The organism is Robertmurraya massiliosenegalensis JC6 (assembly GCF_000311725.1).
Classification (GTDB): Bacteria; Bacillota; Bacilli; order Bacillales; family Cytobacillaceae; genus Robertmurraya; species Robertmurraya massiliosenegalensis.
Map to the genome: position 1 here is coordinate 324,293 of NZ_HE978512.1, position 20,353 is coordinate 344,645.

At 37.8% G+C, this 20,353-nt stretch carries 22 protein-coding genes; 12 read left to right on the forward strand and 10 right to left on the reverse strand.

Features of this window, described 5'->3' with window-relative positions:
- A partial coding sequence (locus tag BMSHG_RS25945) for an ATP-binding protein (protein WP_019153885.1) occupies positions 1-717 on the forward strand: 717 nt, incomplete at its 5' end.
- Between the two features lie 166 nt (positions 718-883).
- Here the strand turns inward: BMSHG_RS25945 and BMSHG_RS07820 are convergent.
- Positions 884-1,591 (reverse strand): DNA alkylation repair protein, encoded by a 708-nt coding sequence (locus BMSHG_RS07820; protein WP_019153886.1) that lies wholly within the window; start codon positions 1,589-1,591, stop codon positions 884-886.
- A 646-nt stretch (positions 1,592-2,237) separates the two neighbouring features.
- Here BMSHG_RS07820 and BMSHG_RS07825 point away from each other — a divergent pair.
- Positions 2,238-2,771 (forward strand): competence protein ComK, encoded by a 534-nt coding sequence (locus tag BMSHG_RS07825; RefSeq protein WP_019153887.1) that lies wholly within the window; start codon positions 2,238-2,240, stop codon positions 2,769-2,771.
- A gap of 96 nt (positions 2,772-2,867) precedes the next feature.
- Positions 2,868-3,230 carry a group I truncated hemoglobin gene (locus BMSHG_RS07830; protein WP_019153888.1) on the forward strand — a complete coding sequence of 121 codons (363 nt, stop codon included), beginning with the start codon at positions 2,868-2,870 and terminating at the stop codon, positions 3,228-3,230.
- A gap of 87 nt (positions 3,231-3,317) precedes the next feature.
- On the opposite strand, the gene BMSHG_RS07835 is transcribed toward BMSHG_RS07830, so the two are convergent.
- The gene (locus BMSHG_RS07835; RefSeq protein ID WP_019153889.1) at positions 3,318-5,438 is read right to left on the reverse strand and encodes a YecA family protein; all 2,121 of its coding nucleotides are present in this window, start codon (positions 5,436-5,438) and stop codon (positions 3,318-3,320) included.
- Positions 5,439-5,744: 306 nt separating this feature from the next.
- Between BMSHG_RS07835 and BMSHG_RS07840 the strand changes: the two genes are divergently transcribed.
- The 7 genes from BMSHG_RS07840 (at position 5,745) to BMSHG_RS07870 (ending at position 10,906) form a co-directional block, all read left to right on the forward strand.
- Positions 5,745-6,500: a GntR family transcriptional regulator gene (locus tag BMSHG_RS07840; protein WP_019153890.1), complete on the forward strand. Its 756-nt coding sequence runs from the start codon at positions 5,745-5,747 to the stop codon at positions 6,498-6,500.
- Positions 6,501-6,521: 21 nt separating this feature from the next.
- The gene (locus BMSHG_RS07845; protein ID WP_019153891.1) at positions 6,522-6,953 is read left to right on the forward strand and encodes a PTS sugar transporter subunit IIA; all 432 of its coding nucleotides are present in this window, start codon (positions 6,522-6,524) and stop codon (positions 6,951-6,953) included.
- Positions 6,954-6,976: 23 nt separating this feature from the next.
- Positions 6,977-7,261 carry a PTS sugar transporter subunit IIB gene (locus BMSHG_RS07850; protein WP_019153892.1) on the forward strand — a complete coding sequence of 95 codons (285 nt, stop codon included), beginning with the start codon at positions 6,977-6,979 and terminating at the stop codon, positions 7,259-7,261.
- 6 nt (positions 7,262-7,267) lie between these two features.
- Positions 7,268-8,536: a PTS ascorbate transporter subunit IIC gene (locus BMSHG_RS07855; protein ID WP_019153893.1), complete on the forward strand. Its 1,269-nt coding sequence runs from the start codon at positions 7,268-7,270 to the stop codon at positions 8,534-8,536.
- 67 nt (positions 8,537-8,603) lie between these two features.
- Positions 8,604-9,524, forward strand: coding sequence for a phosphotriesterase family protein (locus BMSHG_RS07860; RefSeq protein WP_019153894.1), 921 nt, complete (start codon positions 8,604-8,606; stop codon positions 9,522-9,524).
- 7 nt (positions 9,525-9,531) lie between these two features.
- Positions 9,532-10,155, forward strand: coding sequence for a bifunctional 4-hydroxy-2-oxoglutarate aldolase/2-dehydro-3-deoxy-phosphogluconate aldolase (locus BMSHG_RS07865; RefSeq protein ID WP_019153895.1), 624 nt, complete (start codon positions 9,532-9,534; stop codon positions 10,153-10,155).
- Between the two features lie 10 nt (positions 10,156-10,165).
- Entirely contained in the window at positions 10,166-10,906 is a 741-nt protein-coding gene (locus tag BMSHG_RS07870) for a creatininase family protein (protein ID WP_026073369.1), read from the forward strand.
- Positions 10,907-11,043: 137 nt separating this feature from the next.
- Here BMSHG_RS07870 and BMSHG_RS28185 read toward each other — a convergent pair whose 3' ends face one another.
- Positions 11,044-11,187: a hypothetical protein gene (locus tag BMSHG_RS28185; RefSeq protein WP_019153897.1), complete on the reverse strand. Its 144-nt coding sequence runs from the start codon at positions 11,185-11,187 to the stop codon at positions 11,044-11,046.
- Between the two features lie 185 nt (positions 11,188-11,372).
- Here BMSHG_RS28185 and BMSHG_RS07880 point away from each other — a divergent pair, with 185 nt between their 5' ends.
- Positions 11,373-12,422 carry a C40 family peptidase gene (locus BMSHG_RS07880; RefSeq protein WP_019153898.1) on the forward strand — a complete coding sequence of 350 codons (1,050 nt, stop codon included), beginning with the start codon at positions 11,373-11,375 and terminating at the stop codon, positions 12,420-12,422.
- Between the two features lie 225 nt (positions 12,423-12,647).
- Here BMSHG_RS07880 and BMSHG_RS07890 read toward each other — a convergent pair whose 3' ends face one another.
- Entirely contained in the window at positions 12,648-13,583 is a 936-nt protein-coding gene (locus BMSHG_RS07890; protein ID WP_019153900.1) for a hypothetical protein, read from the reverse strand.
- A gap of 309 nt (positions 13,584-13,892) precedes the next feature.
- Between BMSHG_RS07890 and BMSHG_RS07895 the strand changes: the two genes are divergently transcribed.
- The gene (locus tag BMSHG_RS07895) at positions 13,893-14,204 is read left to right on the forward strand and encodes a C40 family peptidase (protein WP_019153901.1); all 312 of its coding nucleotides are present in this window, start codon (positions 13,893-13,895) and stop codon (positions 14,202-14,204) included.
- A 290-nt stretch (positions 14,205-14,494) separates the two neighbouring features.
- On the opposite strand, the gene BMSHG_RS07900 is transcribed toward BMSHG_RS07895, so the two are convergent.
- The 6 genes from BMSHG_RS07900 to BMSHG_RS07925 form a co-directional block, all read right to left on the reverse strand.
- Entirely contained in the window at positions 14,495-15,718 is a 1,224-nt protein-coding gene (locus BMSHG_RS07900) for a M20 metallopeptidase family protein (protein WP_019153902.1), read from the reverse strand.
- Positions 15,719-15,784: 66 nt separating this feature from the next.
- Positions 15,785-17,068: a TRAP transporter large permease gene (locus BMSHG_RS07905; protein WP_019153903.1), complete on the reverse strand. Its 1,284-nt coding sequence runs from the start codon at positions 17,066-17,068 to the stop codon at positions 15,785-15,787.
- Positions 17,065-17,559: a TRAP transporter small permease gene (locus tag BMSHG_RS07910; RefSeq protein WP_019153904.1), complete on the reverse strand. Its 495-nt coding sequence runs from the start codon at positions 17,557-17,559 to the stop codon at positions 17,065-17,067. The genes BMSHG_RS07905 and BMSHG_RS07910 overlap by 4 nt, the downstream gene beginning before the upstream one ends.
- Before the next feature lie 70 nt (positions 17,560-17,629).
- A complete protein-coding gene (locus BMSHG_RS07915) occupies positions 17,630-18,664 on the reverse strand; it encodes a TRAP transporter substrate-binding protein (protein ID WP_019153905.1) in 1,035 nt (344 codons plus the stop codon).
- A 201-nt stretch (positions 18,665-18,865) separates the two neighbouring features.
- Positions 18,866-19,216 (reverse strand): Rieske (2Fe-2S) protein, encoded by a 351-nt coding sequence (locus tag BMSHG_RS25950; RefSeq protein WP_019153906.1) that lies wholly within the window; start codon positions 19,214-19,216, stop codon positions 18,866-18,868.
- Positions 19,217-19,235: 19 nt separating this feature from the next.
- Positions 19,236-20,348: an amidohydrolase family protein gene (locus tag BMSHG_RS07925; protein ID WP_019153907.1), complete on the reverse strand. Its 1,113-nt coding sequence runs from the start codon at positions 20,346-20,348 to the stop codon at positions 19,236-19,238.
- Positions 20,349-20,353: the final 5 nt, after the last annotated feature.

Sequence of the window (20,353 nt, forward strand, 5' to 3'; positions counted from 1 at the left end):
GTCGACATCACAAAGGAAAAAGAAAATGAGGGTCTACTGATTCGCTCTGAGAAGATGAATATCGCTGGGGAACTAGCAGCCAGCATTGCCCATGAATTGCGGAATCCACTGACTTCTATTAAAGGTTTCTTTCACATGCTGAAAAATTCTGGAGAGGAAAAAGAACTCTATTACAACATTATTGAAGATGAGCTATCACGAATCGAACTAATTTCAAGTGAATTACTTTCACTAGCAAAACCACATTCAGAGAACCGAAAGAGTCATAACATTGTACAAATCATTGAAGAAGTAAAACTATTGCTTACCTCTGAAACCAATATGAAGAACATTGAATTACATCTCGATTATAGCAATAGAGAACTGTATATATGTTGTGAGGATACAAAGATCAAGCAAGTTTTTATCAATTTAATAAAAAATGCCATTGACGCGATGGAAGGTGGAGGAACGATCATCCTTCAAATCACTGAAATGAAAGAATCCGTTCAAATTCAGGTTATCGATCAGGGGTGCGGAATTCCTGAAGATTTAATCGATAAAATCGGTGAGCCTTTCTATACAACGAAGGAAAAAGGAACTGGTATTGGATTAATGGTTTGTTATCAAATTATTGAAAATTACGATGGAACGATTGAAATGGATAGCACCGAGGGAATTGGTACTACCTTCACGATTACTCTTCCTACCTCAGCTAAATGCTTACCCGTTCGATAATCAATCTTGGGAGTAAATGGTGCACATTCACTCCCTTTTTTTCAGGATATTCACACGGCGCCAGCTCTTTAGTGACTTTCCAAATTTGATCAAACGTTTGATCTAGGAGCAAAGATTTATTTTTTGTATATGCAATGGAACGAGGGACCTGTCCCTAACATCTTACTTAACATCTTACATATTTTCGCTTAAAGCCCAGTCTTCCTTTGTCTAGATCCTTTTGAATGTTTTCAGCAGCGTGAAGGATGCTATTTTTTTTCTTGTCTCGCTTCATTTCAACTGGTCCGACCGCTTTTGCTGTTTCTAGTGCTTTTTCAGAAAGTGGTACATAAGAAATTCCGACCGTATAGACAAAATTATTCATCGCCGATTTCGTTCGTTCAGGAGCATCACGAATCGTCTTTTCTACTTTTTCAAGCATTGCTTCAATTTTGGATTCACTGAACTCATGGTCTTTACGATTGCCTAAGAGCCAGCAATAACAGCTCCATCCAGCTGACATCTTCAGCTCTTCACCGCTTTTAATCCATTTATCAGCCACTTCCTGAGCAATGGGTGATTCAGATAAGGTGACTGCAACGACATAGTCGGAAATCATATAGAAATAAGCATCATCAATCCAACGGTCAAAATCCTCTTCCGTCATTGCGTTTGGATCAGCGATTACTCCGGCAAAATACATGGCATCGTAGTTTCCAGTTGCATATAGCTTTTCAGCCAATTTTTGATCTTTTTTAATGGCCTTTCTCATGGGCTTCATCGCACCTGTTGCCACGCCAAAAAGAGGCTCTTTTGCCCCATTGCCGATGTACATTTTTTTCAGTCGTTCCTTACCGAGCGCTTCAAGCTCTTGCATCACCGTTTCGAAATCCATCGTTTTACACTTCCTTTTTCTTTTCATTATAACCAACTGGATTATCTCTTTAATAGCAGAGTATCCCATTTTTTATTATTTATTGCTCCCATAAATTTTTTATTACTTTATGAAAATATCAATATGAAAATTTTACTTTTGGAATATTGGTGCTAACCCTTATTTGACGTTACAGATTTGATCAAACGTTTGATCAAGGGACATTTTTTTGCTTTATTAATATAGCGTTCTTCTTAAATCGGCTTATAGTAGGTATATTTCCCCTATCACCATACAGTTTTTAACAAAAATTACTTTTATTGTCACATTTTTCTTTGGATCTTTTCGGTATGATGGAGTTAAGACAATCATTCTTTTTCAAAAGTAGGAAATACAGCACAATAACACGGTTAAACTCTATCATGTATTGAAAGAAATAGAATTACATTTTAACGCACGTTTCTCCATCGACATCTCACTTGAAAAGACACCCTTTCTTTCTAGATTTCATCAAGGATAAACCCGACATCCCATTACTTTATCCTTAGCTACTTTTACTACTAGATATTTTTAGTAGGTGTTTTATAAAGTAAATCGAAAATTGAAAGGTGGTCGATACATTTGTTGCAAGGAATGATTAAACAAATTTTAAGGAAGAGGTGTTAGTATGGTAAGAAATTTTTACATTTTGTCCCCACGTTTCATGTCAATGGTTGGTTTTTTTGACCGTCAAGGGAATATCAATACACTAGTACGAGAAACAGGAAAGATTTTTGTTGTTCATAAAGGACCTTTAGAAATACTGGATGATACGATAAAACGTAAAGGCTTTAATCTAAATAGTGCCCTTAAAACATCCAGAGAATTAAACCCTACCACCTATTTTCGTCCTATTGTGGCAGATCCTGTAGCGCAAATTGTTATTTTCCCAACTAGATCCCTTACTAGTATAGATAATATTTGGTTCAATCCGGTACATATTAATCGAACGTTCAACCACAAGAGTCAGACCATCATTTTATTCAGCAATGAATCATCTATGATTTTCTCATCCGGATTATCTTCATTTAATACTAAACTCACAACTGCTGACCAATTTAGAAAGTATATCTTTGGAGACGTAAATCATTTCTTTATTTTAGATCCAAAAAAGAGACCTAATCCACCAGACGCAGGAAGCAAGAAAAAGCGTAAGAAGTAATATCGTCCTTTATCTAAATTCATTCCTTTGACATCTTCATAACTTGCCGATTTTGGCAGATAATATCCATTGATGATTAAGGAAAGGATGTTTTGGATGGAACAAACATTGTTTGAAAGAATCGGCGGGGAAGAGGCAGTCGCCAAAGTAGTGGATTATTTCTACGAAGAACTGGTACTAAAGGACGAAACTGTTAATCATTTTTTCAAGGATACTGATATGAAAAAGCAGCGACGTCACCAAACAAAATTTATCAGCTATGCTTTAGGCGGTCCCAATCAGTATTCAGGGGCATCCATGGCAAAGGCCCATGAAGGAATGAATTTGCAACCAGAACATTTCAATGCAATCGCAAAGCACCTCGACCAGGCCCTTGCTCATTTTGGAGTTAACGACACTGACATCGATGCTGCTTTATCAAAAGTTTCATCGCTAAAGGATGATATTCTGTATAAATAGTAAAGAAGGTTGCTGATGAGCAACCTTCCTTATTATGTATAACCCTTTCGTGAAACAAGATTTTTCGAGGAGTGACAGACACCCAACCTACTTTGGAAATACTTTTTCAACACTATATAGCTTCCAGTTTGATTTTTTAGTTAACGCCCCGCAAATGACCATTCCTGAGCTCATCAGTGGCAGGACATCTTTTCGAACGGTCGTTTTAAAGACTTCGCCATCTTCATCTACCTTCACCAGATTTACATACGATGAAGTAACTGATTTTATGCGAAAACATCCTTTCACTAAATGTCCAGGAAGTTCTCCATTTTTGATAATCCGGCGAAATTCTCCTATATTTCGGGATGTCTCGTATCTTCTTTCGCGATAAGGTGTATAAGCTTCGAGAATCATGATTGCCTGAAATACAAGCATGTCCATTTCTTTCAAATGCCCTTTCACGACAGATGCATAAGCGGTCCCATATCTTTTATCGAGCCAAGCAGCAAAGTTTTTGACCACCGTCATAAATCCCTTTGCCTGATTATCCGTTGCATCTCGATTATATTCTAGATAATAGTAGCTGATCAGTTTCTCCCAATGCTCCGGTAGAATCCCCGTCATGTGCCTAATCTCTTCCTCTTCAAAGAAAAAGGAAAGCACTTGTACCCCAAGTCGGTATTTATAATAGGTATTAGGGGATCTCCCCGCTCCCTTTTCCTGAAAAAACAGCAACAGATCACGGGCATATTCGCTCTTGATTTCTTGAACAGGCATACCCATTTCATCCCATAACTCCAGTTCTTCTTGTGTCCAGTTATCCTCATTGTTCACCGGATTTTCCATCAGGGTAATAGCTGTTTTGCGCTGTTCTCGAAGAGTCGTAAAGGGAGAAAACGGCAGATTCAACGCTTTCCTTACCGAATTAAAATCGGCCGTCCACTTCTCCTTTGTTTGACTCCTCGTATTCACATAGCTTTGGTATTCAAGTTCTCTAAGCCATTGTTCAAGTTCAACCTGTTTCCCTAATGACACCATTTCTGCTGGTGTTTTATCATTAAATTGCGGTAGTGGTAAATGTAATTCAAGCGTGTGCAAAGCCTGTTGGGCAAAGGCTCCAAATACAGGTGGAACACCTTTTTCTAGTCCCATCCCAAAGGAACTAACTTGAATTCCTGCCGGCGCCTTCTTGATGATTTTCTCTTCTTTCATTAAAACAGCTTGCGGGAGATCCATTAATAGCCCTTTGAATTTAGCTACCGATGCTTGATCAATCGATTGATATATCAGCTGATCTCCATTTATTTCAAGGAGTCCTTCCATTTCATACATATACACGGAGCCCTCTGCCAAATTATCATCATAACGATAGCGTTTTTTTATAAGACTTCCATTTCCGCGATTTCCATCCCACTCCTCCATCTCAAGATTCCCCGTTTGATGAATCGCTGTCATTACTTCATTCACATCACCTATCGAGTACACGAGTGATGTATGTGTCCACTCACACTCTTTCCTATCTAACCTTTCCTCATTTCGAATTAAAGCACCGGTCATTTCTGGATAAAGGTCGAACGCTGATTTTTCATACGAATTTCCTGTTTCTTTCAAGTGGTTTTTAAGAAACTCCTCAGCTTTCTTTAATTTCTCAGGTCCAACAATAACCGCCACTCCATTCATGTAGTAACCGCCATCTCTTTCTTCTAGCAAACAAAAAGCCCCTGCCCAAGGTTGTGGTTCCAATAGTGTTTCACAATACGGCATATGAAAGCGTTCATGCGTAAACAAATCTTCCACCAAAACCCCTTGTTCATCAAAATCAACATGCTGAATTAATCGAGGAACAAGTGTCTCCCAAACCTTTGCCAAGCGCTGCAAAGCCGGATCATCTCGCTTCCCATGCTTTCGGTTATACCATTCTATCCCACGTAATCCATCAAACACCGAATGTCGATAAAAAAACATCAGCCAATGGTGGCCATACCCGTCCATTAGATCACGCACACCTGTCCGTTCCCTAAACTCTTTCATAAGCGACTGATAATCTAATAAAGAATAAGAACCAATCACTTCCTCCGCCAGCCGTCCACTCAGCCTCTGCTTCATTTGAAAAAAATGTTCTTGCTTTGCTTGTCCCAATTCAACTACTTTTCCTTTTTTCAAACAGCACTGCTTATACTTCTTGCCGCTACCACACGGACAAGGTTCATTCCGTCCAATCATCATTCCCAATCCTCCGTACCTTTATCTTTTCTATAAAAATTGTATCACGAAGAAGAGGGAAATTTGAAGTCTAGGTATATTCTAGGCTGTAGACATCGCTTCACTATTGAAAATGCATTCCACGGAATTCCTTGTCTACTTAGAACTTCTAATTTTCAACCAAATTACCAATACATCATGATGAAAACGGTTAAAATATTCACTTGTGTTTATATTCATCATGATGTATTATAAAAATATAATCATAATACCCAAAAACATCATGATGTTTAAACTAATAATCAAATAAAAATGGAGGCGATAAGAACAGTGCAAACAAACGAATTAGATAAGCATTCAAAAGTACCTTTGTACAAACAGTTGAAGCTTTTGTTAATGAGGTATATCGAGGAAAACCTTTCCGAAGGGGACTCACTTCCAATCGAAACTGAAATAGAAAAGCTTTATGGTGTAAGCAGAGCGACTGTAAGAAAGACAATTGATGAACTTGTATCAGATGGAATCGTTAAAAGGATTCAAGGAAAAGGTACCTTTGTACAATCGAAAAAAATTGTTCAAACCGCAGGTACCATCACGAGCTGGACAGAAGAAATGCGGCTTAAAGGCAAAAAAATTCACACCGAAAATACCCTGCTAGTTGAAATGGAACCCTCTCGAAAAATAAGTGAAGAATTGAAGTTAGCACCTAACGAGAAAGTCATTTGCTTGAAAAGGACTCGATTTGCAGATGGTGAGCCCATTGCCATTATGATTAACTATTTGCGGGCTAAATTTGTCCCGGGGTTCATAGAGGAAGGTCTACAAAAAGAATCGCTATATGAAACTCTTGAAGAAGGCTATAATATTCGGCTTAAGAAAGCGGATGAGAGAATTCAAGCAAGAAGTGCAACTGACTTGGAGGCAATCGAATTACGAATTCCTCCCCAATCTGCTTTACTTCACTTAACAAGGGTTTCTTATTTAACTGACGGGACTCCTTTTGAATTAGTTGAGATGTCTAATAGAGGGGATCGTTATCACTACCATATAGAACTAGATGGAAGAAATAAGCTGAAATCATTTTAATGAAAAGAAGAGGTGGCGAACATGCTCACACTAACTGAAGGTTTAATCGAACTAGCCGTAAAAGCCAAAGATGCAGAAGATGCCATTAGACAAGCAGGGCAACTCTTAGTGAATGAAGGATTAGCAGAAGAAAGCTATGTAGAAGCAATGGTTAAGGGCTATAAAGATGTAGGTCCATATATCGTGGTCGCCCCTAATATTGCCTTTCCTCATGCCAGACCAGAATTTGGTGCAAAGAAAAAAGGAGTCTCTATCATTAGGCTTAGTGAGCCTGTTGTATTTGGACACCCAACGAATGATCCAATCCAACTTGTTTGTGCTCTTTGTGGAACAGACAGTACCAGTCATATTGAAATGCTTCAGTCTCTTGCCGATTTACTGAGGGATGAAGAAAAGTTAACAGTCATCATGAATCCAGCAACATCAAAACAAGAAATTCTTTCACTAATATAAAATCTGAAAAGAAGTGTTAATCAATGAAAGTTGTAACTGTTTGTGGAATGGGTTTTGGTACAAGTTTAATGTTACTTATGGATATTCAGTCTATCGCTAAAAGTTACGGATATGAGGTAGATGGTGAAGCAGTTGATTTAGGCTCTGCTAAAGGAAAGACTTGCGATTTTATGGTGGCTTCCAGCGAAATATCTGCAGAGTTAAGTGATGAATCCGTTGAGGTTATTTCAATTAATAACTTATTAGATAAACAGGAAATTGAACAGAAAGTCATGCCTGTCATTCAAAAGCTACAACAAAGGGGGTAGGGAAAAATGTTAGATATCATTGTTTCGATATTAAGTAACCCAGCAATCATACTTGGTATCATTGCCCTAGTTGGATTAGTTGCTTTGAGAAAATCAACTTCCGACGTTATAAAAGGGACCTTGAAAACCATATTTGGCTTTATCATTTTACAACAAGGTTCAAACATTATTGTAAACGCTCTCGTTCCATTCAGCACGATGTTTACAGAGGCATTTGGATTGACGGGCATCGTAGCGGAAGATAATGCATTAGTCGCAGCAGTTCAAACAGTATTAGGAAAAGAAACAGCGCTTATTCTTGTATTCTCGTTCTTAATTAACTTATTAATTGCTAGGGTTACCAAATGGAAGTATATCTTCTTAACAGGACACATGATGTTCTCTTTTGCCGGAACAATGGCAATTGTATTTAACCAAATGGGACTGTCTAGTACAATGACAATTTTACTAGGTTCCATTATTCAAGGGATATCAATGGTATTATTCCCTGCCATTTCCCAGCGATTTGTTCGTAAAATTACAGGGAAGGATGATATTGCTTTCGGTTTCTGGGGGAGTTCTTGGATCAGCTTATCTGGATGGGTTGGCGGTCTCGCTGGAAACAAAGAAAAATCATCAGAAGATGTTAAAGTGCCAAAATCTTTAGACTTCCTGAAAGATATGAGCGTACTCATGGGTATTGTCATGATTGTCATCTATTTAGTTACCTCTTTATTTGTAGACAAAGAAGTAATGGCTGAGATTTCAGGAGGACAAGATATTATTCAGTTCTCTCTTATGAACGCACTTACCTTTGTTGCAGGGATTCTAGTTTTACTACAAGGTGTGCGAATGTTCCTTGGAGAAATTGTCCCCGCTTTTAAAGGAATTGGAGAAAAAATTGTTCCAGGTGCGAAGCCAGCACTTGATGTACCTATCTTTTTCGCTTTTGCACCAATTGCCGTAACGCTTGGATTCCTTTCAGCTTTAGTCGGAAGCTTACTAGTAACCTTTATCTCTACTATTTTACCAGTTGTTGTTCTACCTTCAGTCATCGGATTATTCTTCATGGGTGGTGCAGCGGGAGTATTCGGTAATGCGTCAGGTGGGAGACGCGGAGCGATCATTTCTGGTTTCTTTCTAGGAGTGTCATGGACATTACTAGTAGCTCTTGCCTACCCATTAGTAGATATGAACGCATACGGTGTGGAAGGACTTTGGTTTGCTTCACCAGATGCCATTATTGTTGTTGTTGTGATTCGCTTGATTGGTTCATTATTTGGGATTGGTCTATAAGACTTAAAAGATGGAGAGTAGATGAGTTATCTAAAATTATCTACTCTTAAAAAAGGAGGAAAATACAGTGGGAAAAGTTAGAACATTATTAGGAGATATTGACGCAAAAGACTTAGGATTTACTTACAGCCATGAACATTTATGGACTTGCCCACCACCGAGTCAAAAAGATCGGGATTTAGAATTAACAGATTATGAGGCCTCTGTAAGTGAATTATTTAGATTTAAAAGAGCCGGAGGACAGGCGCTTGTTGATGCCACTACACTTGATTACGGAAGAAACGCCTCAAAGATGAAACAAATGTCGATTGAAACAGGTGTACATGTTGTTGCAACTTCAGGCTTTAACAAGCATATATACTTTCCTGCATGGGTGAATGCACTGACCATTGAAGAAATTCAGCAGAAACTAGTGAGAGATGTGACGATTGGAATGGATGGAACGGATGCAAAAGCAGGCTTTCTAAAGGCTGGCTCTTGGGATCAATACATTCATCCACTTGAGGAAAAAGTAACAAGAGCAGTGGCGCGTGCCCAAAGGGAAACTGGTGCTCCTATTTGGTTGCATACTGAAGCAGGTACTATGGGTGAAGAAATGCTCGATATTCTAGAAGAAGAAGGCGTCGATTTAACTAAAGTAGCCGTGGGACACAGTGATCGAAATGCAGATCCATATTACCACCTACAGCTTGCAAAAAGAGGAGCATATGTTCAATTTGATGGTGCAAGTAAAATTAAGTACTATCCTGATAGTGTACGTGTCGATCTTATAAAAAATATGATTAATCATGGCTTTGTGAAGCAATTACTAATCTCTGCAGATATGGGCAGACAAAGCTATTTACATGCTTATGGTGGTGGACCTGGATTCGAATATATCCTCAAAAAGTATATCCCACGTTTAAAAAATGAAGGGATTAGTGAAGAAGATATTCATACCATTTTTGTAGAAAATCCAGCACGTTGGTTAGCACAATTTGAAGGGTGATGAGAGTATGACAGTCAAAAAAGGAACGATTATCGCCATTCTTCGAGGAATTCAACCTGAAGATGCTAGTTCAATCGTAGAAGTACTCCTTAATAACGGAATTTCCTGGGTAGAGGTTTCCTTAAGTGATGAAGAAAATGGGCTTCGTTGTATTCAAAATATCCATTCCGCTTTTCAGGATTCCGTACAACTAGGTGCGGGCACAGTGGTCCACCCCTACCAAGTGAATAAGGTATTGGAAGCCGGTGGACAATATATCATTACCCCAGGATGGGACCGTGAACTTGTCAGATATATAAAAACAAAGCAAGTGGCTACTTTCCCAGGTGTCTTCTCACCTGGAGAGATTGCCCAAGCCATACAAGAAGGAATTAATGTTGTGAAGCTATTCCCGGCCAATGAACTTGGTCTATCCTATGTAAGAAGTCTACAAGGTCCTTTCCCAAATGTACACATCATGGGAGTAGGCGGTGTGGATCTACACAACTTAAAAGACTATTATGAGGCAGGCTGTTCTTCCTTTGCTATTGGCAGTGATTTAGTTCCAAGAGGAGCGACGAAAATGGATCTCAATGCCATTGAACAAAAGGCAAAACAGTATGTAGAGCTCATTCAGAGATTGGGGAGTTGATGGTATGTCAATGGTAAAAGCAGCTATTAATATGACAAGAGATGAAGTAAAAACAGCAATTGAAGAATATCCAGTAGCTATTTTACCTATTGGAGCAACAGAACAACACGGACATCACCTTCCTTTAGGTGTTGACATCTATTTAGCAGAAGGCATTTCAAAGAGAATCTGCGAAAAAACAGGTGCTCTCCTTCTCCCAACCTTACCGTTTGGCTACTCTTGGGTTTGGCGTGATATTCCTGGCACAGTTTCCCTTCAGCAGCACCACGTAGAAGCCGTTATTAAGGACGTCGCCCATAGTGTAAGCAGGTACGGAGTAAAGACTCTTATTATTGTGAATGGTCATGATGCCAATAATGCAAGTATGAAGTATGCTACTAGAGAGTTAGTCGATGAGCTAGATATGAATGTTGTCTACCTGTTTTACCCAGACTTTGGAGCAGTTATAGACCAATATTGCGAATCCAAACCATGGCATGGAATGATTCATGCATGTGAATTTGAAACGTCACTCATGCTCGCTTTAAAGCCGGAACTCGTCGATATGTCTAAAGCTGTTAGAGAATATCCAGAGAAGCCAGCTTTATATGGAAAATCTACAATTTCACTAGGAGACCTTAGTAAAAGTGGGGTATATGGCGATGCCACATTAGCTAGTAAAGAAAAAGGAGAAAAACTACTAGAAATCTTCGTGGAAAAAATGGTGGGGTTGGTTGAACTCGCCACGCAAAATCACAAGAATAAGGAATAAAAATCAGAATTCAGATGAAACAATGGAACAATTTGAGTAGCCACATCAATCAAATGAGTAATTAACTGAACCAATGAAAAGGCAATCGGTCACTAAACTGGCCGATTGCTTTTTTTCAGTATATTTTCTATAAAAAACTATTTTTCATTTAAACTCTTTAAATTCATTTTCAATTCTTCTACTAAATCTTTAAGGGTCGTTTCATCATGCTGTCCTTTTTCAAAGGCTTTATATAACACTTGAAAAAATTCATTTTGTTTCGTTTCATCAACTTGATTCAATTCTACCGCTCCCTTTAGCTAATTACAGAAATAATCTTACCATCATCTATCATTTATTGTAAATTGTTTTCCAGTAGTATTTTCTTCATTTTTTGACAATATTTCATAGTTAGAGAGAAAAAATGGAATTCTTGTGTTAAAATAATGCTAGAATATTAGCTTATTTTTGTAAGGGAGGATATATTTTGAAGAAAAAAGTCGCTGCTCTGACGTCTGTTGCTCTTTTGTCCACATCATTCGCCTCGACAGCTTTTGCCGATACATATAAAGTCGAAAAGGGAGACACACTCTCACATATCGCAATAAAGTATAATACGAGTGTCTCAAACCTGAAAACATTGAATAAACTGAGCTCTGATATGATTTATATTAATCAGATTCTCCAAATTAATGCGAGTGCGACAACTGAAGTAAAAGCACCTACTAAGACAGAGAAAGCTCCAACCACTGTTACTAGTTATACGGTAGTAAAAGGAGATACGTTATCAAAAATTGCTAAACAACACAATATTACTCTGTCTGACTTAATGAAGTGGAATAATCTTGATCATCATATTATTTATCCTGATCAAAAGCTAAAAGTCTCTAACTCTACTCCTACAACTGAGACAAAACCTCAACCTGCGCAAAGCACGGAAAAGAAAGAAACGACAGTTGAGACTGCTACTTCCACTTATTTAGTGCAAAAGGGTGATACCCTCAGCCATATTAGTAAAAAATTTGGCACTTCGGTTAGCCAGTTAAAAAGCTTAAATGGTCTAAAGTCAGATTTGATTTTTGTCGGTCAAACTTTAAAGGTATCTGGGAAAGAAACGGTTGTTAAAGAAGAGAGTAAAAAAGAAACCACAGAGAATGTTGTCACGATTCCAGCATCCACCCAAAAGGTGATTGATGAATCGAAAAAGCTTCTTGGGGTTTCCTATGTGTGGGCAGGAAGTACGCCTGCTGGATTTGATTGTAGTGGATTCATTTACTACGCATTTAAATCTGCTGGGGTTAGTGTCAGCCGCCTATCAACGGAAGGCTATTACAGCCGTTCCTATTATGTCGACGCTCCGCAACCTGGTGATTTAGTATTCTTTGAGAATACATATAAGAGCGGAATCTCTCATATGGGGATTTATTTAGGAGATAATCAGTTTATCCATGCAAGCTCTTCAAAAGGAGTTACCATTTCTTCTTTAAACGAAGCATACTTCAAACAACGATTTGATGGATTTAAGCGATTCTATTAAAACGGGTCACGGGGACAGGTCCCCTGACCCGTTTTTTTATTTTGGGACGAGGTACCATTTCACCTTCACCACAATCACTTTCACCCGCCACTATATTCTACTCCCTCTACCATTGAGTGAACCAAGAGCAGGACGTTCTATGTTATACACAATAAACAAATAGCTTTCTTTCCCAGATTCCCCTTGAGACCAACTATGAAAGTTAAAAGGAAAAGTTACTTGCACTTACTCAGTATCGAGAACTATTTCTTTATTCTTAAGAAGCTTCGACACAAAGTAAGATAGAAAGAATCCGATAATTACTACATTAAAGAGAAAACCAATTAGATATTCACCAATTAAAATTAATGTAATCGGAGTTTCTAATGTTATTCCGCTATTAGTATATGTATAGAACGGGATAAGACCTTTATACATAATAAATAAATATGAGCTGACACCCGAATCAAAATGAAACATAATTTTATTATATTCTTCAGTAGTATAGAGGTTAAATATCTCATTATTCCATAAATAAAATAATCCAAATCCCATCCCAACTACACTTAATATAACCACGAATAAAAACACAAAATTTAACAATTGGAAAAATACATTATTAAAATTGCTCAAGACATTCAAGACTAATAAAACGGCAAATACAATTGAAAACACTATCAACACCATTAAAAACGGGAGATTTTCCGGGTTTTCTATATAACTTAATAAAAAGCTCAAAATATATATAACTAGAATTAATACACACATAAACCAATTTTGATAATTTATAGCAATGTTACTTGTTGTGTGTAAAAAATATTTGCCAATCCCTATAAAAACGATTAATATCATTACTAGATTAATAAATACAGGAATTTTATTTTGTATCGGTGTATCTACAAATAGCCCCATAAATGAAACTGTGAATAAACATATTAATATAAATAGTACACGGCCATTTTTAATTAATAAAATTTTAGGTAATGATAATTTTAAAAATAATGATCTTATCATTTTTTTATTTATCTTGAAATTCCCTTTAACATTACTTTTCCATTCGTTTGTTTTACTTAAATAATTGTGAAATTTTGCATATGTTTTTCTTATCCAAACAAACATAGTGTAAGTAATCGGAACAATAGTTACAATCAGAATAACTAATGCTAGTATTTTCCCATACAATTCAACATCATCTCCACCAATATTTTGACTTATATTACGTGTTTATATGGAAAAAGTTTCATAAGCTGAAGCGTAAATAGGTCCGTTTCAAGTATTATCTAACTACTATTACTTAATACTCCATATAGGAGGATAGACTTTGACGAAAATTCACTGTTTATACTTATGTCACTCTGACAACATTCACCAAAACATCTTTTATAGGTAAATGTAATCTCGAACAAGAACGCAACTGAGAATGTTGTCACGATTCCAGCATCCACCCAAAAGGTGATTGATGAATCGAAAAAGCTTCTTGGGGTTTCCTATGTGTGGGCAGGAAGTACGCCTGCTGGGTTTGATTGTAGTGGATTCATTTACTACGCATTTAAATCTGCTGGGGTTAGTGTCAGCCGCCTATCAACGGAAGGCTATTACAGCCGTTCCTATTATGTCGACGCTCCGCAACCTGGTGATTTAGTATTCTTTGAGAATACATATAAGAGCGGAATTTCTCATATGGGGATTTATTTAGGAGATAATCAGTTTATCCATGCAAGCTCTTCAAAAGGAGTTACCATTTCTTCTTTAAATGAAGCCTACTTCAAACAACGATTTGATGGATTTAAGCGATTCTATTAAAGGGCTCTATCTACAAAAGTCCGCCTTTATCTGATGATGACGTAGGTTAATCTACCAACCTGAAAAATAGACGGAGGAATTCCGCTTAATTAGCAATTATCATCCAAAGAGGCTTAAATAGCAGGAAAATTTCCGCCTATCGACCCGATAAACTCGAAAATAAGCGTTTTTGGTCTCCACAAGCGGAAAAACTTCCCTTATTTGCCCAGAAACAAGCCCCATGAGGCCAATAGCAGGAAAATTTCCGCTTAATCGGATTATGGATGGAGCGTATAAAAAAGGTCAGGGGCTCAAACTCCCCTGACCTTTTTTTGCGTTGGGACGGGGGACCTGTCCCCACGTCCCGCTAAATACTTCAATGCAAATGAACTCATGGTGATAATACCAGTTGAAATGGCTTGTTCGTCAAAAATGATGCCGGGATTATGCAAACCTTTTTGCGTTGCTGGATTTTTGTTTCTGGTTCCTAGTCTAAATAACATTCCATCTACATGCTGCAGATAATAGGAGAAATCCTCTCCCCCTAGTGAAGGCTCTAATAAGTAATCTAAGTTTTCCTCACCGAGCGTTTCTTTGACAGATTCAGCTAATAAATCTACTAACTGATTGTTGTTTGTAACTGGATAGGAACTTAGCACATAATTCACTTTGGCATTTGCTTTAAAGGCCTTCGCGATGTTTTCGGAAATATCCTCCATTGTTTCCTTAATTTTTTCACTTACTTCTGTCTTTAACGTTCTTACCGTTCCAGAGATCGTCACTTTATTTGCAATGACATTGTTAGCAGTTCCGCCGTGGATCTGTCCAATTGTTACAACCGCAGAATCTAATGGTGATAAGGTTCTGGAAACGATTTGTTGCAGCGCACTTATAATTTGTGCTGCAACTGGGATAGGATCGACACTTTTGTGAGGATGGGCTGCATGACCGCCCGTTCCCGTCACTTCAATCTCAAAACTGTTTGCCGACGCCATGATCACATCATGTTTAACTCCGATTTTACCTGCATCAGTAAAAGGCCATACATGCAAACAAACGATATGGTCCACCTTTGGCTCCGTTAACACTCCTTGTTCAATCATTTCCTGTGCACCATTCAGTGTTTCTTCTGCTGGTTGAAAAATGAATTTTATCGATCCTTTAAGATCGGCTCGCATTCTATCTAGTACAATGGCAGTCCCTAATAAAACCGACGTATGAATATCGTGTCCACAAGCATGCATAACTCCTTTGTTGTGCGAAGTAAATTCTAGTCCTGTTTCTTCGTGAATGGGTAAGGCATCTATATCCGCTCGTAAGCCTAACGTTGGCCCTTCTTCCTCTCCTTTTAAAAGCCCGATTATTCCTGAGCCTTTCGCACATCGTTGTAACTCTATATTCGTATGTTTCAAAGTGTCATAGATTAGGTCCGTTGTTTTAAATTCATGAAAGCTCAACTCAGGATTTTTATGTAAATGTCGGCGTATTTCGATGATTTGATCTTCAATTTCAGCAGTTATTTTTTTAACATCCATTCGATAATCCTCCCTTATTTGATGCCATACGTAAGCAATCAGGGATTAAGGTATTTGAAGATTACCTTAATCCTTCACTAATAGATCCGGAAGCCATGTACTTAATTCTGGGATAAAGGTAACAATTAATAAACAAATAATTAAAGAGATAATATATGGGATTGTGGCTGGTACAATTTGTTCTATTTTTATCTTACTAATATTACTTATTACAAACAGTCCTACTCCGATTGGTGGCGTTACAACCCCAATCGCTAATGCCACACACATCACGACGCCAAAATGAATAGGGTCGATTCCGTAATTTGTAATTACTGGTACAAGAATTGGAGCCAAAATGATGAGAGCTTCAGTCCCAGACATAATCGTACCGGCAAATAGTAAAATAACGAGAATAATAATTAATACTAAAAAGTGGCTATCCGTAAGAGATAAAAAGAAATTGGTTAATGTTTCCCCGACTCGTTCATAGGTGACGATCCAGCCTAACATTCCAGCAATGGCCACTAAAAATATCACATGTGAAGTAAGCAAAGCAGATTCCTTAAATACTTCCACCAGCTTGTTCCATGTTAACTCTCTGTAGATAAATCCAATAATAATCGTGTAAACGACCGCAAGAATTCCAGCTTGCGTTGGAGTCACTAATCCTCCAACCATTCCATAAAGAACGATAATAGGCGTTCCTAATGTAAGAAGAGCTGCTTTAAATGTTTTCCACTTATAAGATAATGGAGAAGGTGGATCAACAGGGCATACCTCTCTGCCCGATTTCACTTGGATATAGATCGTAACCATTAAAACAAGGGTCATCAGTATGGCAGGAATAATCCCTGCTATAAATAACTTAGCAACTGATACTTCGGCAATTACGGCATAGATGATCATAAAGATACTCGGTGGCATGATCGGGCCGATGCATCCGGACACAGCTGTAATCGCAGCACTAAAGGCATTGCGATAACCAGCCTCCTTCATCGCTTTGTACTCGATCACCCCAAGCCCTGCTATATCAGCGACGGCAGAACCGGATATTCCTGCAAAAAGGGTACTTGCTACTACATTGACATGGGCTAATCCACCGGCAATGCGCCCAACTAACGCTCGAGCGAAATTGAAAATTCTTTCTGTTAATCCTGCTGTATTCATTAAGTTTCCAGCCAATATAAAAAAGGGAACAGCCAGTAATGTAAAGTTAAACACTGCCCCTGTCAAAGCTTGTGGAATAATTCTAAGTGGGAAACCACCAACCCAGAAGGTAATTAAGGCCGATATTCCTAACGTCATCGAAATGGGGGTTCGAATGACAACTAATACAATAAGTAAAGCAACCGTTAACAAGGACATCATAGTCTATCTTTCCCCCTTGTTTGGAGTATGGAATCTAACAATTCCCTGATTGTGACGATAATCATATAGATAAAGGAAAACACAACGGGTAAAGAAAAGAACATATAATTGATTGGAATATAGTTTGCTTTTCTCAACGATTGGACCTGTAAATAATCAATCATAATAACCAATACAGTTGAAAGGAAAACGATAATGAAAATATTGACGACAATATCAAAAAATGGATGGAATTTCTTTGAAACAAATCGCTCTAAAAAAAGGGTAATTTTCGGATCCAAATTTCTTTTTAACACAACGGCCATTCCTAAAAAAACCATCCAAGAAAAGCAAAGAATCGATAATTCTTGAGTTGCTGTAATCGAACTTCCTACAATTAAGCGAAAGGCAATATCAATGATATTAATGAGAATAAGAAGTGCGAAAATTAAGGTAGCAAGAAATAAGTATATTTTTTCAATTCGTGTAATCATCGAATCAATGAATCTCAATCATATCCCCCCAATTAGGAAAAACATTACAGTAAAGAATGTGGCTTCCTTACTGCAAAATTTATCTATATTATTGTTGTGCCTTCCATTCCTGTATGTCATTAAGCACCTCTTCGTTTAGGAAACCACTTTGAACTAGATCTTGGTATACTTCTTCCATTTTTTCTTGCCATGGACTCAAGTCTACTTCATAAACTTGAACGTCTGCTTCTTTTAGTTCAGCCAATACCCCTTCTGTTTCCTCATTTATATATTTAGTGCCTATTTCACCTGCTTCATTAGCAGCTTCGACAAGGGCTGTCTGTAAATCTTCCGGTAATGATTGGAATTTACTTTCATTCATCGCCATAACAAGAGATTGAGGATATTCATACGTTACCGTTACATGCTTCGTCACTTCATGGAAATTCATGCTTGTCACCGTAGAAATGGGCGATGTAGCGGCGTCCACTACTCCTTGCTTTAAGGCTAGATAGGTTTCTGACCAAGGGATAATGGTCGTATTCGCCCCTAAAGCAGACCATGCTTTAATTGCTGTTTCTGATTCAGCTAGTCGTAAATTTAATCCTTTAATATCTTCTAATTTTTCAACTGGTTTTGTACTTACCAACACTCGATACGGTCCTCTTATAAAGTTCTTCTTCGTATTGATAAAACGAAGGCCTACTTTATCAATCAATTCATCTTCCATTTTCTTCTGAATATCTGACTGCAAGAACTCTTGATACTCTTCATTATCTTTAAAAAGGAATGGTAAACTATGAATATTAAAATCTTTTACGTAAGGAAGGTAATAGGTCATAGTCTCAAAATAAATATCTTGAGCTCCAGAGATGACATTCTCAATTTGTTCAGATTCAGTTCCTAATTGTTCATGGAAATATACATCAACCTTCAATCTGCCATCTGTTTTTTCCTCTACGAGTTTCATAAACTCTTTAACGCCTTCACTCTCCACATTGTTTTCTGGCATCTTCGTGCCCATCGTTAAAACAATGGGTTCATCACTTGTTCCAGAACTAACTTCATTCGCTCCGGCTCCGCCACAAGCAGCTAGCATAACGATAAACACCGATAATAGAATACAGAGACCTACCTTCTTCATTACGAATTCCCCTCTCAAAATAGATTTATAGTTAGCCAAATGAGTCGATTTCAAAATGTTCGAGCGTACATTAAAAAAACGAATAGGTTTAGCGTTTTTCATTCAATAGCCCATTTGAAATTCTAATCTTTATATGGTTTCGAGTTATTTTCGTTCGTTTTTTAACTTGAGAAGCAAAATTATGAAATGGATTACTCTCGCCTACATTTGTAGAAAAAGAACTCCATTATCTTCAAAAACGGTATAGGTTTTAAGTTTTGACTTGGTAACACCAAAAAGCGGTCTCCCAGATTCAATATCAAATTCATAGCCATGCCAAGGACATACTAGAACCTTGTCTTCCAAATCATAGTGAATCTCACTTGGTTCAGAAGGAATCATCGTTCCCCGAACATCCCCATGACACATGTTCGCCCCTTTATGAGGACATCTGTTTGATAAAGCATAAAAGGTTCCATTTGAATACAATACCGCAATACTTTTACCGTTTATTTCAAAATTCTGACAACGATTTGCAGCTAATTCCGATATTTCTCCGAGCCGATAATTCAACAGATTTCCCTCCCTTGTATTAAACTCTGATCTTTGAACCAAATAACTTGGCGGCATTATCATGTAAAATCTTCTTTTTTAATTCCTGCGATGAAAATAAGCGATGAAAGATTTCGTCAGGCATATCATTATCCCAATGTGGATAATCGCTGCTAAAGAGGAGATTGTGCTCTGCATCAATCATATCTAGCATACTATCAAATTGTTTCTTCGGCATTTCATCAATTGGTTGCGTTGTAAAAAAGACATTTTCTTTCACGTAATCACTAGGCTTTTTCTTCACCCATGGGGTTTCAATTCGTAAATTTCTCCATGACTGATCCATTCTAGTTAAAACGGATCCTAACCAACTGAACGCATATTCTACAAAAACAAGTTTCAACTCTGGATATCGTTCAAATACGCCTTCAAAAATAAGGTTAACAAGCATTGATTGAGCAATTTGCGGATATGTTATATATCTTTCGACGTAATATTTTGTTACTCCCCCTGCGAGCGGTGCAGCTCCAATATACGTCCCTTCTGCCCCAGTCACATGAGTCATGATCGGTAAGTTTTCTTCGATTGCTGCCTCATAAATGGGATAAAAGTATCGATCACCTAGCAAGATGTTCATTAAAGGCAAGTTTATTCCGATAACCCCTTTTACTTTTGCCAATCTTTTAATTTCTTTTACAGCTAGGATTGGATCTTGCGGGGTAATGTTTATAACAAAATGATAGCGCGGGTCCACACTTAACCATTTATCAATAAAATAATCATTATAGGCCGATGTCATCGTATGAACCATATCTGCGTTCGTCCAAACAAGCGATAATTGCGATGGTTGCATGGCTATTAAGACCGCACATTTGGGATCGTAGACATCTAAATAATGTTCTTTTGTAAAGACCGGATCAGAACCAGCAACTTTCCCATCTGGTGCGATCGCATCCTTTCTTGTAACACTTCCCCTCGGATTAACATGTCGGTTGGAATGAGGAACAAGTCCAGACATTTGAAACTTCTTTTTCCATGAGCTTTCCATATAAGGGTATAGTTGCTCTAGTCCCCCTTCAACAACTGGGTGGACGTCACAGTCAATTGGTTTAATGATTTCTTCACTTAATTTTGTTTCCTCTGTATGACTCACTCAAG

Excerpts from the sequence above, each read along its gene's own strand:
- BMSHG_RS07820 (WP_019153886.1), bottom strand. The coding sequence starts at position 1,591 with ATGGATTTCGAAACGGTGATGCAAGAGCTTGAAGCGCTCGGTAAGGAA.
- BMSHG_RS07825 (WP_019153887.1), top strand. The coding sequence starts at position 2,238 with ATGGTAAGAAATTTTTACATTTTGTCCCCACGTTTCATGTCAATGGTT.
- BMSHG_RS07830 (WP_019153888.1), top strand. The coding sequence starts at position 2,868 with ATGGAACAAACATTGTTTGAAAGAATCGGCGGGGAAGAGGCAGTCGCC.
- BMSHG_RS07835 (WP_019153889.1), bottom strand. The coding sequence starts at position 5,438 with ATGATGATTGGACGGAATGAACCTTGTCCGTGTGGTAGCGGCAAGAAG.
- BMSHG_RS07845 (WP_019153891.1), top strand. The coding sequence starts at position 6,522 with ATGCTCACACTAACTGAAGGTTTAATCGAACTAGCCGTAAAAGCCAAA.
- BMSHG_RS07850 (WP_019153892.1), top strand. The coding sequence starts at position 6,977 with ATGAAAGTTGTAACTGTTTGTGGAATGGGTTTTGGTACAAGTTTAATG.
- BMSHG_RS07855 (WP_019153893.1), top strand. The coding sequence starts at position 7,268 with ATGTTAGATATCATTGTTTCGATATTAAGTAACCCAGCAATCATACTT.
- BMSHG_RS07865 (WP_019153895.1), top strand. The coding sequence starts at position 9,532 with ATGACAGTCAAAAAAGGAACGATTATCGCCATTCTTCGAGGAATTCAA.
- BMSHG_RS07870 (WP_026073369.1), top strand. The coding sequence starts at position 10,166 with ATGGTAAAAGCAGCTATTAATATGACAAGAGATGAAGTAAAAACAGCA.
- BMSHG_RS07900 (WP_019153902.1), bottom strand. The coding sequence starts at position 15,718 with ATGGATGTTAAAAAAATAACTGCTGAAATTGAAGATCAAATCATCGAA.
- BMSHG_RS07905 (WP_019153903.1), bottom strand. The coding sequence starts at position 17,068 with ATGATGTCCTTGTTAACGGTTGCTTTACTTATTGTATTAGTTGTCATT.
- BMSHG_RS07915 (WP_019153905.1), bottom strand. The coding sequence starts at position 18,664 with ATGAAGAAGGTAGGTCTCTGTATTCTATTATCGGTGTTTATCGTTATG.